Source organism: Acidaminobacterium chupaoyuni, from assembly GCF_047936785.1.
Taxonomy (GTDB): domain Bacteria; phylum Bacillota; class Clostridia; order Oscillospirales; family Butyricicoccaceae; genus Acidaminobacterium; species Acidaminobacterium chupaoyuni.
This window is the reverse complement of sequence record NZ_CP176394.1, coordinates 2,011,301-2,023,171: the sequence shown is the minus strand read 5'-3', so window position 1 is coordinate 2,023,171 and position 11,871 is coordinate 2,011,301. Positions and strand designations below refer to the sequence as shown.

The 11,871-nt window shown below is 53.0% G+C and carries 12 protein-coding genes; 8 read left to right on the top strand and 4 right to left on the bottom strand.

Annotated elements, in window-relative coordinates; all coding sequences use genetic code 11:
* Positions 1–89: 89 nt before the first annotated feature.
* Genes ACJA3I_RS09710 through mtaB form a run of 4 tightly spaced genes read right to left on the bottom strand, consistent with a single transcriptional unit; the run spans position 90 to position 3,226 of the window.
* Positions 90–320 carry a hypothetical protein gene (locus tag ACJA3I_RS09710; RefSeq protein WP_458862404.1) on the bottom strand — a complete coding sequence of 77 codons (231 nt, stop codon included), beginning with the start codon at positions 318–320 and terminating at the stop codon, positions 90–92.
* Between the two features lie 46 nt (positions 321–366).
* Entirely contained in the window at positions 367–1,221 is an 855-nt protein-coding gene (locus ACJA3I_RS09705; RefSeq protein WP_458862403.1) for a DUF4097 family beta strand repeat-containing protein, read from the bottom strand.
* 1 nt (position 1,222) lies between these two features.
* On the bottom strand, positions 1,223–1,903 hold the full coding sequence (locus tag ACJA3I_RS09700; RefSeq protein ID WP_458862402.1) for a LiaF transmembrane domain-containing protein: 681 nt from the start codon (positions 1,901–1,903) through the stop codon (positions 1,223–1,225).
* Between the two features lie 39 nt (positions 1,904–1,942).
* Positions 1,943–3,226, bottom strand: a complete 1,284-nt coding sequence (mtaB, locus tag ACJA3I_RS09695) for a tRNA (N(6)-L-threonylcarbamoyladenosine(37)-C(2))-methylthiotransferase MtaB (protein ID WP_458862401.1) — start codon at positions 3,224–3,226, stop codon at positions 1,943–1,945.
* Between the two features lie 207 nt (positions 3,227–3,433).
* On the opposite strand from mtaB, the gene ACJA3I_RS09690 reads away from it, so the two are divergent.
* From ACJA3I_RS09690 to recA, 8 genes are all read left to right on the top strand, one after another.
* Positions 3,434–4,600 carry a D-alanyl-D-alanine carboxypeptidase family protein gene (locus ACJA3I_RS09690; RefSeq protein WP_458862400.1) on the top strand — a complete coding sequence of 389 codons (1,167 nt, stop codon included), beginning with the start codon at positions 3,434–3,436 and terminating at the stop codon, positions 4,598–4,600.
* A 96-nt stretch (positions 4,601–4,696) separates the two neighbouring features.
* A complete protein-coding gene (locus tag ACJA3I_RS09685) occupies positions 4,697–5,110 on the top strand; it encodes a hypothetical protein (RefSeq protein WP_458862399.1) in 414 nt (137 codons plus the stop codon).
* 198 nt (positions 5,111–5,308) lie between these two features.
* A complete protein-coding gene (locus ACJA3I_RS09680) occupies positions 5,309–6,685 on the top strand; it encodes a hypothetical protein (protein WP_458862398.1) in 1,377 nt (458 codons plus the stop codon).
* A complete protein-coding gene (locus ACJA3I_RS09675) occupies positions 6,685–7,371 on the top strand; it encodes a response regulator transcription factor (RefSeq protein ID WP_458862397.1) in 687 nt (228 codons plus the stop codon). The genes ACJA3I_RS09680 and ACJA3I_RS09675 overlap by 1 nt, the downstream gene beginning before the upstream one ends.
* 17 nt (positions 7,372–7,388) lie before the next feature.
* Positions 7,389–8,885 (top strand): sensor histidine kinase, encoded by a 1,497-nt coding sequence (locus ACJA3I_RS09670; protein ID WP_458862396.1) that lies wholly within the window; start codon positions 7,389–7,391, stop codon positions 8,883–8,885.
* The gene (locus ACJA3I_RS09665) at positions 8,860–9,798 is read left to right on the top strand and encodes a DUF1385 domain-containing protein (RefSeq protein WP_458862395.1); all 939 of its coding nucleotides are present in this window, start codon (positions 8,860–8,862) and stop codon (positions 9,796–9,798) included. Before ACJA3I_RS09670 ends, ACJA3I_RS09665 begins: the two co-directional genes overlap by 26 nt.
* A 7-nt stretch (positions 9,799–9,805) precedes the next feature.
* On the top strand, positions 9,806–10,663 hold the full coding sequence (gene prmC / locus ACJA3I_RS09660) for a peptide chain release factor N(5)-glutamine methyltransferase (protein ID WP_458862394.1): 858 nt from the start codon (positions 9,806–9,808) through the stop codon (positions 10,661–10,663).
* 93 nt (positions 10,664–10,756) lie between these two features.
* A complete protein-coding gene (gene recA / locus ACJA3I_RS09655) occupies positions 10,757–11,869 on the top strand; it encodes a recombinase RecA (protein ID WP_458862393.1) in 1,113 nt (370 codons plus the stop codon).
* Positions 11,870–11,871: the final 2 nt, after the last annotated feature.

The following is an 11,871-nucleotide window of genomic DNA, read 5'->3' as shown; positions in this document are numbered from 1 at the left end:
TGAAAAAGAATATGAAAAAGGTGATGCTGCCGGCAAGGCGCATCACCTTTTTTCTTTTATGAAGAGGGGAAACGATCTGTTGAAAGAATTCAGCTTTCTTTTTTAAAATATTCGATCCCCATCAGGAGCATTCCGCCAAGAGTCGCGACAATCGCAAGGATAAAGGGCCAAAGAAGCCCTGTTGCGGCAAGCGTGGTGAGAAAACGGCCCGGCGGAGTAGACCAATCTGAAACCAGGTTGTTGCCGGCAATATTGATGGAAGCAAGAGCCCAGATGGTGCCGATCAAAGAAACAAAGCCGCCAATGAGAGTTTTTTTCATGTTGGATAAGCTCCTTCGTTATGTTTTTTATCGGGCAGATCTGCTATCAGCGGCTGAAAGAAATCTCTACATCGCCCACGCCGCTTTTGATATGCAGCCGGTTTTTGGCATCTGCCGAACCCACGGTGGCGTTTTTGATATCGCTGCCGCCCAGTTCCACTTCGCCGATGCCGCTTTCGGTGGTGATTTGATAATCGCTTTCGGAACCGCTCAAACGCAGTTCCATATCGCCCACGCCGCCTTCCAGACGGCAGGATCCTTTCAAGCCGCCTTTCAAATCAAGATCGCCCACGCCGACAGAGATCTTCGCGTTATTCAAATCGCAGTCGATCAGAGAAAGATCGCCTGTGCCGCCCTGAAAATCGCAGCTGTTTTTGGCGGTGATCTTCTTGAGTTCCAGTTCGCCCACCCCCATCGATACGGTGAGGTCGTCGGCCGTCAGGTCGTGCAGGGTGAAATCGCCCGCGCCGCCTTCTAGCGAAACAGAAGTCAAATGGGCATCTTTCGGCAGGGTGATGGTCAGGCGGGGCGCTCTGCGGCCGCCGTTGAAAAAGTGGAAGAAGAAATTCGGTTCGCTGCCGCAGGAAGCGGTCAGCATCCCATCCTCCACCTTCCATTTAAAGGATTCCGGCATGTTCTGGGCTTCGATGGTGGCATGGGGCACATCCGCCAGCACGATTTTAGCGGAGCCGGACATCTTTTTCAAAGCAAGCCCGGTGATCTCTTCATCGGCAAGGGCCGCGTTTTCCGACGAGGTTTCGGCGGTCGTTTTTTTAGAGGATAAAAAGAAAGAAAAACCCGCAAGACCGAAAATCAATCTCAGAATGAAAAAGATCAACAGCGCCGCTGCGCAATAGCCCACGACCAACGCCATCGAGCGTTTTCCACTGGAATTTTTCATGCTATTTCACCTCAATGCCGCCAAACACGGCAGAGCCTGTCAGATAAACGGTGGGGCCCTGAGCGGTGACGGTTTTAAAGCGGTTATCGGTTCCGCCGAACAGATTGAAGGTATCGCATTTCACGGTAACGCCCGCAGGCAGCAGCAGATCGATGCCGCCGAACACGGCGGAGCATTCAAGCAGGATATCTTTTGTGATGACGGCGTCTCTCAGATCGATGGTCAGGCTGCCGAAAACGGCTGTCAGACGCGCGCCGCCCGTGATTTCGTTTGCAATATGGCGGGTGTCGCTGCTGAAGCAGGCCGTGATCTCGGGCACATCCTGGCCGCTCAGCGAGCTTGCAGCCTGTGTGATCTCGGCGCGGTTGCGGCGGGGGCGCAGCAGAAGCGAAAGCCCCAAAGCGATGAGAACCAGCGGGAACAGCAGGCGCATGGTGATATGATAATTCAGAATATCCAAAGAAGAAAGCAGCAGCATGATGCCGACGCCCAGACCGATGGTGTTGCCGGTGTCAAAGCCGTGATCGATGATGGACATGGCACAGGGAACGATGATGAACAAAGTCCACCAGCCATCAAAGAACAGCTCAAAATGCCAGAGATCCATGGCGTTGCCGCCATAGCCGATGCCAGCCAAAATCAAAAGAAGGCCCAGCAGGATGGTCGAAATGTTTTTCCTCATGTAACACACTCCTTAAAATAATAGGTGATAAAACAGCGGTCATCGGCATTCGCCGACCAGATAGTTTTCGTTTGCCGAGAGAATGGTGACTTCCTTTACCATGTTATGAAGGGCTTCGCCTTTGGTATGCACTTCGCAGTATTCGGGGGAAAATCCGCTGTAAACGCCGTCTTTCTGCTGCTCGAACAAAACGGAAAGGGTCTGCCCCACCTTGCTTTCGAGAAAGCGGTGATGCAGCGCCGCCGTGCGGCAGCCGGCGATGTGGGCGCGGCGCTCTTTTTCAGCTTTGGGGATCTGATCGGGCATCGAATAAGCGGGGGTGCCTTCGCGGCGGGAATAGGGGAACACATGGACCTGGGCCAGAGCGCAATCTTCGATGAAAGCAAGGCTTTCTTCAAAATCGGCCTCGGTTTCGCCGGGAAAGCCCACAATAAGATCGGTGGTGACGGCGCAGCCGGGATAAGCGCAACGCAGAAGATCCACCGATTCCCGATAGCGGGCGGCGCCGTATTTGCGGTTCATGCGCTTCAATGTTTTGTCACAGCCGCTTTGCAGAGAAAGATGGAAATGCGGGCAGAGGTTTTGATAAGGAGCGACCTGAGCCAGAAATTCCGGTGTGACGGTGCGTGGTTCCAAAGAAGAAAGGCGAATGCGGGTGGAAGGCGCGGCGCGGCATACGGTTTCCACCAAATCGGCGGGGGTGGGGCGCTCGGGCAGATCGACACCGTAAGAGCTGACTTCGATGCCGGTGATCACGATCTCGCAATAGCCCATCTGTTCCAGCCGCGCGGCTTCGGAAGCGGCGGTGGCCAGCGGGATCGAGCGGCAGCGGCCCCGCGCATAGGGGATGATGCAATAGGTGCAGAAATTCTGGCATCCATCCTGCACTTTTAAAAGCGCGCGGGTGCGCCCTTTCAAGCCGCCGGCGGGCAAAACTTCAAAGGGGCGGTTGTGATGCACCGCGTCATCCACAGCGGGCGTTTGCTTTTGGGCGTTTTCGGCCAGTTCGACGATCTGGCCTTTGTTTTCTGTGCCGATCACCAGGTCGGCGCCGCACATTTCCTGCGCCTGCTGCGGGGCGATCTGCGAATAACATCCGCAGACGATCAGGGTGGCGTTTGGGTTGATCTTTTTCGTGCGCCTTGCGGCGTTGCGTGATTTTTTATCGCTTAATGCGGTGACGGTGCAGGTATTGACGATATAAACATCCGCATAGGCATCAAAAGGCACGATCTCGTGGCCGCGCTGTTCAAACAGCGTTTCCAGAGCCTGAGTCTCGAATTGATTCGTTTTGCAGCCGAGGGTATAGAACGCGATTTTCATGGTATCACCATTCATCCTTTTTGGTTTGCTGATTAAGCTGTAAAAAGCCGACGGGCGTTTTGGCAAAAAGCCGCCATTCCCACAGCACCTCCATTATAACGAAGAATTCAACAGGAAGCAACTGACATAGAAAATTCTATTTGCCCCATCACATAAATTCTTTTTTCGGCTCATATGCATGATTAAAGCGAAAAGGAGGCATTCGGCATGAAAAAAACGGGAAAACGGCTTATCAGTTTATTCTTATGCGGCATCCTCTTGGCCGGCGCGGCAGGCGCCCAGGAGCAAGCCGCCGCGGCTTTGAGCGGCGTGACTTCTCCTTCGGCGATTCTGATGGATCAAACGGGCCAGGTGATTTTTGAAAAGAACGCCGATGAACAGCGCGAACCCGCCAGTGTGACCAAGATCATGACCATGCTGCTGGTGATGGAAGCGCTGGATGAAGGCAGGCTGAACTGGGAAGACACGGTGACCGCTTCGCGGCACGCCATTTCCATGGGCGGAAGCCAGATCTGGCTGAAAGAAAATGAACAGATGAGCGTGGCCGATATGCTGAAAGCGGTGGCCGTGGTTTCAGCCAACGACTGCGCAGTGGCGCTGGCCGAACACCTTTACGGAACCGAAGAGGCGTTTGTTCAAAAGATGAACGAGCGGGCCGCCGAGCTGGGCATGGAAAACACCCATTTCGTCAATTGCAACGGTCTGCCCGCCGAAGGGCATCTGACCACCGCGCGGGATATCGCCATTATGTCGCGCGAACTCATCAAGCATCAGGAGATCTTTAAGTATACGACCATCTGGATGGATACGCTGCGCGGCGGCGCTTCGGGGCTGACGAACACCAATCGCCTCATCCGCACCTATCAGGGGATGACGGGCTTGAAAACCGGCTATACCCAAAAGGCGGGCTATTGCCTTTCGGGCACAGCCACAAGAGAGGGGCTTTCGCTGGTGGCTGTGGCGATGGGGGCTTCTTCTTCCGCCCTGCGCAACGCCGATATCACAGCGATGCTCAATTATGGGTTTTCCAATTATCAGGCCGTTGAGATCACCCCCGATCAGCCGCTGATGCCGATCCCCGTTTTGCTGGGTTCACACAGCAAGGTTTCCTGCATGCTGGGGCAGAACGAACCGCTGATTTTGAAAAAGGAAAAGGTGGCCGCCCTTGAAAAGGAACTGACCATGCAGCAAAAGCTGAAGGCCCCCGTTCAGGCGGGGCAGCAGGTGGGCGTTTTGCGCCTGACGGTGGAAGGCGAAGAAGTGGCCAGCATCCCCGTGGTGGCGGCCGAAACCGTGGAAGCACTGCGCGTGCCGCAGATATTCTGGAAAATTTTGAAAATCTGCGCCATGGACGGCGCCCTTTTGAAAAAATAAAAACCGTCAAAATAGAAAAGATTTACTAAAAATCGGTTGTAACCCGCGTTTGTTTATGATATCATTTGATAAACAAAAGTTAGGAGGTACTTCCTTATGGTAAAAGTTTTTATGGGTCTGCCCGGCAGCGGTAAAACAAAACACTTAGTTGAACTTGTAAATAATGCAGTTGAAAATGAATCCGGCAATGTGGTATGCATCGAGATGGGTCAAAAGCTTCGCTTCGATCTGAATCATAATGCAAAGCTGGTGGATATTACCGAATATGATTTCGTCAACAGCTTTGAAACTTTGTTTGCGTTTGTCACAGGCATGTATGCAGGCAATTATGATATCACCCATATCTTTATCGACAGCACTTTGAAGATCTCGCACAATGACGATGTGGCCGCGATCGAAAGATTCTTAGAGCAGCTGGATGCTTTCAACGCAAAGACAGGTGTGAAATTTACCGTGAGCCTCAGCACTGACATTGCAAGAGCGACCGATAAAATCAAGAAGTATTTCTAAAAATAAAGGCTGCGGCCTTTTTGCGGGCAGAGCATTGCGCTCTGCCCGCTTTGCTTACCCGGAGAAGATGAAAAAATGGCATCAAAAGGCTTTTTCGGCTGTTTTTTTTCAAGTGGAAGTGTGATATACTGATTTGGTATGGAAGCGATGGCAAGACGGCTTTCGCTGACCTGATCTCAATGGGAATGAGGTTCTGATGTGGAGAAAAAAGCATTACGACGCATAGCGGCGGGCTGCCTGCTGTTTTGCACGGTATTTTTAACGGGCTGTTCCATTGAAAGCGGCGATGGCCTGGCTTCGCTGCCAAAGCTGCCCGGGGAATATGTCACCCTTCAAAAAAAATTAGATGATATTCTGGCCAAGGGCTTCACCTATGCGGTGGCGGAAGACGGACCCAACCGCCAGGCGGTGCAGCTTGTGGATGTTGACGGCGACGGGAACGATGAAACCATTTCGTTTTTCCGCAGCGCCACCAGCGGCGAATATTCGGTGTATATCCATAAAAAGCAGGGCGAAGGTTATAAAGAGATCGGCCATACCAAAGGTTATGGCAAATATCTTCGCGAAGTGCATTATGTGAAAAGCAGCCCCAACGGCTCGGTGGCCATCGTGCTGTGCTGGGCGGGCGAAGATAACACCTCTTATGGCATGACGGTGCATATGGTGGGCAAAGACGGCCTGATCGATGCGCTGACGGTGAAATATGCCAATATGTCGATCAATGATCTGGATGGCGACGGTGTGGAAGAGATCGTGACCATTTCTTATGACCGCGGCACAAACGCCATGAGCATCGCGGCCTATGGCTTTATGGGCGAAAGCTGCACTCAGCTGACGGAAACCGCCCTTTCCGCCGATATCAAGAATGTGGTGGCCATCACAGAGGGCATCACAAGCGATTCGGGCCGCGCGCTTTATGTGGATAGCCTGATGAACACCGGCGGATATCTGACCGATATCGTGAAATATCGCAACGGCAGTTTCCACAACGCCACAATGGATATGGACAGCATGACCAGCAGCAGCACCTGGCGACAGGTCAGCGTGCAATGCCGCGATATGGATGGCGACGGGATCTATGAAATTCCGCTGGCGACCATGCTGCCGGGATATGGCGACCCCAATTCTTCCGAAACACGATGGAAACTCAAATGGACAAGATTTTTGCCCGATAACCAGACACAGCTTGTGATGACCACTTTCCATTCCACCGCCGAAGACTGGTTCTTCCTTTGGCCGGAACGCTGGGGCGAGAATGTGACTGTGCTGAAGAAAAACGAAGCCGGCATCAGCAAGACGATCTTCTTTGTGCCGCCGGCGGGCAGAAAAAACGGCGAATATCGTTTAGAGCCCGATGAAACCAACACGCTTTTGAACATCTATGCGTTCACAGGCGACAGCCGGCGGGAATATTTTGAAAACAGCGGCATGGGCCTGCTGAAAGAAACTTCCAACACGATTTTTGCTTATTCCATCCCGGCCAACAATTATGGGCAATATACGCTGACCGAGGAAGAAATGCAGTCTTGTTTCCATATGATTACCAAAGAGTGGGGCATGGAGGGATATAACTAATGTCAAAAAAAGCATTGATCTTAGAAGATGAAGATAACATCCGCAGTTTTGTGGTGATCAACCTGAAACGCGCGGGTTTTGAAACGGCAGAATTCGCGCTGGGCGAAGAAGCCGTGGCCTATGTGCGCAACCATAATGATATCGATGTGGCGATCCTGGATGTGATGCTGCCCGATATCGATGGGTTTGAAGTCTGCCGCCGCATCCGCGGCAGCGGCAGCCGTATGGGCATCATCATGCTCACCGCCATGTCGCAGGAAACCGATAAGATCAACGGGTTCATGACAGGCGCCGATGATTATGTGGTGAAGCCCTTTTCCGTGGTGGAACTGGTGGCCCGAACAGAAGCCCTTTACCGCCGCCTCAACGCGGGCGCGTTCAGCGCAGATTCCATCACATCCGGCCCGTTTTCGCTGAACACCCGCAGCCGCGAACTGAAGAAAAACGGCGAGCGCGTGGATCTGACCCAGGTGGAATATTTGATCGTAAAAAACTTTCTGGAAAATCGCGGCCGCGCGCTTTCGCGCGATGATATCATGAACGCTGTTTGGGGCAGCGATTATCACGGCGATCTGAAGGTGGTCGATGTCAATATCCGCCGCCTGCGCCTGAAAATCGAAAATGACCCGGCAACGCCGAAGTTCATATCCACCATTTGGGGCTTCGGCTACAAATGGGAAGCATGACGGGGCGAAGAGAAAGCATGGAAGAAAATAAAAAACAGGAACAGCACAGCTTAAAACTTCAAATCGAAAAACTGGTGCCCAGCGGCATCAAGCGGCGCTGGCTGTTAAACAACCTGAGCATCGTCGTGCTGCTGCTGGCGATCATTTTCATCGCCGCGGGGGCCGCCACCACAAACTATTATTTTGATTCGCTTTATAACAGCTTGAAGAGCCGCGCCAATTCCACTTCGCAATATCTTAACCGCTATATGACCTCGACCTATAACGAGTTTTATCATTATGCCGATCAGGAAACCACGAATTTCAGCTATAAAGATAAAATGGAAATGCAGGTCATCGATGCTTATGGCCGCGTGATGTTTTCTTCCACCGGCCTGCTGGCGGGGTTTGTGCCCGCCACCACCGATGTTTCCCAATGCCTGCAAACAGGCGAACCGGCGGATTTCACCGGGTATGACCCGTTGACGGAAGAACGCATTATGGCTGTTTCGGCGCCGGTTTATCAGCAAAACGGAACGCTGATCGGCGCGGTGAGATATGTTTCTTCGCTGAAACTGCTGGATCGGCAGGTCAGCAGGATCTATCTGCTGCTGTTCAGCGGCGCTGTGGTGGTTTTGGTTTTGATCTTTGTGACGAACCAGTTCTTCATCCATTCCATCGTGAACCCTGTTTTGAAGATCAATGATCTTGCCAAGAAACTGGGGCAGGGGCAGTATGGCGTGCGTCTGGAAATGGAATTCAACGATGAGCTGGGCGAACTTTGCTCTACACTGAACCATATGTCAAGCGAGATCGCCCGCATGGAAAAGCTGAAGAATGATTTCATTTCTTCTGTTTCCCATGAACTGCGAACGCCTTTGACGGCCATCGGCGGCTGGACAGAAACCATCGAAAACGATCTGGATGACCCCCACACCGTGAAACTGGGGCTGGGCATTATCAAAAAAGAGACCACGCGCCTTTCGCAGATGGTGGAAGAATTGCTGGATTTCTCACGCATCGAAAGCGGCAGATTGAAGCTGCAGACCGAATTGTTCGATCTGCGCGGCGAATTATATGACGCCGTGTTCGTTTATACCGAAATGCTCAAGCAGGAAGGGATGGAAGTCCACTATACCGAACCGGAAGACCCCGTGATCATCAATGGCGATCGAAACCGTTTGCGCCAGGTGTTTTTGAATGTGATCGACAACGCGGCGAAATATGGCCAGAGCGGGAAAAAGATCGATCTGGATATTCGCCCCGAAGGCGGCATGGCGGTGGTGCGCATCCGCGATTACGGGCAGGGGATTCCCGCCGAAGAGCTGCCGCTGGTGAAAGAAAAGTTTTTCAAGGGCAGTTCACGCCAGCGCGGCGCGGGCATCGGCCTTGCCGTTTGCGATGAGATCGTGGCAATGCACGACGGCAAAATGGATATCGAAAGTGTATATGGCGAAGGAACAACGGTGGTGATTCGTCTGCCGATGACCTCGCAGAGCGGAGGAAACGATGACAAACCGGCAGGAACAATATAAAACCACCATCGGCGGGCAGGCGCTGATCGAAGGCATTCTGATGCGCGGCCCCCAAAAAACTTCCATTGTGGTGCGCAACCAACAGGGAGAATTGATCAATAAAATCGAAGAGGTGGGCACCGCGGTGAAAAACCCCGTGGCGCGCCTGCCTTTGGCGCGTGGCGTGGTGAATTTCTGGAACTCGATGAAATTCGGCCTTGCCGCGCTGACCTATTCCGCCGATTTTTTTGCGGAAAGCGATGAAGAGCCTTCGCGCTTTGAAAAATGGCTCGAAAGAAAATTGGGCGCGCAGAAACTGGATAAACTGATGATGGGCTTTGCCCTGATGATGGGCATTTTGCTGCCTGTCGGCCTGTTTATCCTGCTGCCCACGCTGCTGGCCGGTTTTTTCGTCAGCGAGACCAGCTCGGTGGTGGCGCGCAATCTGCTGGAGGGCGGCGTGAGGATTTTTATTTTTCTCGCGTTCATTATCATCACTTCGAAACAAAGTGATATCAAACGCACTTATATGTATCACGGCGCCGAACATAAAACCATCGCCTGTTATGAAAGCGGCGAAGAGCTGACGGTGGAAAATGTGCGCCGCCACAGCCGTTTTCATCCCCGGTGCGGCACAAGCTTTTTGTTCGTGGTGATGATCATCAGCATTCTGGTTTTTTCGGTGGTATCCTGGACAAACCCCTGGATGCGCATGGTGATGCGTCTGGTGCTGCTGCCGGTGGTGGTGGGCATCAGCTATGAGATCAACCGCTGGGTAGGCCGCCACGACAACGGCTTTTCCAAAATGCTGCGGGCCCCGGGGCTGTTTTTACAGCGTTTTACAACCTATGAACCGGATGACGGCATGATCGAAGTGGGGATCGAGGCGCTGAAAAGCGTGATCCCCGAAAATATCGGAGAAGACAGGTGGTAAGAAGAATATGGTGAATACCATTAGTGATGTGTATCTTGATTTGAGAAATGAGCTGCGCCATCAAGGCATTCTTTCTGCGCCCCTTGAAGCAAAAGAACTTTTGGCTTATGCGTTGGAGATCCCGCGGGAAGAACTGAACGAACGCAGCGGCAGTTTTTTATTCGATGAACAGCTGGCCAGACTGGAAGCGCTGAAAGAAAGAAGGCTTTCCGGAGAACCGCTGGCACATATCATCGGCGAATGGGATTTTTATTCGCTTACATTTGAGCTGACGCCGCAGGTGCTGATCCCCAGAGCCGACACCGAAACACTGGTGGATGCAGGGCTGAAATTCTTTAAAGACCGCGAACGCGGCCGCATCCTCGATCTTTGCTGCGGCAGCGGATGCGTGGGCATCGCGCTTTTGAAAAATCTGCCCGATACCATCAGCGGCGTCTTCGCCGATATTTCCGAAGACGCGCTGCAGGTGACAAAAGACAATCTGGTAAAGCATCGCCTGACTTTTCGCGGCATCACGGTGGAGCAGGATGCAAAAGAACCCTGCCAGCCGGCTTTGGGAAAATTTAATCTGATCGTTTGCAACCCGCCCTATATCCCCAGCGCGGAAGTGCTGACCCTCGACCACAGCGTGAAGGATTTTGAGCCGCATCTGGCGCTGGATGGCGGCGAAGACGGTCTTGATTTTTATCGCCGCGTCACACAAGGCTTCAAGGGTGCGCTGACAGCCGGCGGGATGCTGGCGTTTGAATGCGGCATCGGCCAGCATGAACAGGTGGAACAGATCTTGCAGGAAGCCGGGTTCCGCTCGGTGGAAGTGATTTCCGATCTCGCGGGGGTCGAACGCGTTGTTACCGCTGTGCAATAAAATTCTTTTGGAAAATCGAACAAATGTTGCATTTTTCGGTGGCGCATAGTATACTGATGCTATCCGAAACATGGAAATAAGGAGGCAACTCAATTGGATAAGAAAAAAGCATTGGAAACAGCACTGGCGCAGATCGAAAAGCAATATGGCAAAGGTTCCGTGATGCGTCTGGGTGAAAATACAGCAATGAATGTGGAAGCGATCCCCACGGGCTCTATCGGTTTGGATATTGCGCTGGGCATCGGCGGCCTGCCCCGCGGCAGAATCGTTGAGATCTATGGGCCGGAATCTTCCGGCAAAACGACCATGGCGCTTCATGTGGTGGCTTCGGCCCAAAAAGAAGGCGGCGAGGCCGCGTTTATCGACGCGGAACACGCCTTAGACCCGGTTTATGCCAAGGCGCTGGGCGTGGATATCGACCGTTTGCTGGTTTCTCAGCCCGATACGGGCGAGCAGGCGCTTGAAATCACCGAAGCTCTGGTTCGCAGCGGCGCTGTGGATGTGATCGTTGTGGATAGCGTGGCGGCGCTGGTTCCCCGCGCTGAAATCGAAGGAGATATGGGCGATTCTTTCGTGGGCCTGCATGCCCGCCTGATGTCGCAGGCGCTCAGAAAGCTTGCGGGTGCCATCGCCAAAGGCAACTGCGTGGTGATCTTCATCAACCAGCTGCGTGAAAAAGTGGGCGTCGTTTACGGCAACCCCGAAGTCACAACGGGCGGCCGCGCGCTGAAATTCTATTCCAGCGTTCGTTTGGAGATCCGCCGCACGGAACATATCAAAAACGGCACGACCAATATCGGCAGCAGAACCCGCGCGAAAGTGGTCAAAAACAAAATGGCGCCGCCGTTCAAAGAAGCGGAATTCGATATCATGTATGGCGAAGGCATTTCAAAAGTGGGCGAACTGGTGGATCTGGGCACAAAATTCGATCTGGTGCAAAAAAGCGGCGCATGGTATTCGATGGGCGAGAACCGCTTGGGCCAGGGGCGCGACGCGGCAAAACAATATTTCCGCGAGCATCCCGATGAAGCCGACGCTTTGGAAAAGAAGATCAAAGAAATTCTGCTCAATCAAAACAAGCAGGAAGACGCGAAAAACACCGCTTCCGCCGAAACCGCGGCCGCGCCCGCAAAATCCGCCGGCAAGAGCGCGGCAAAGGGCGGCGTGGAAGTTTTCGCCGATGATTTCGAAGACGATAAAGAGTAATC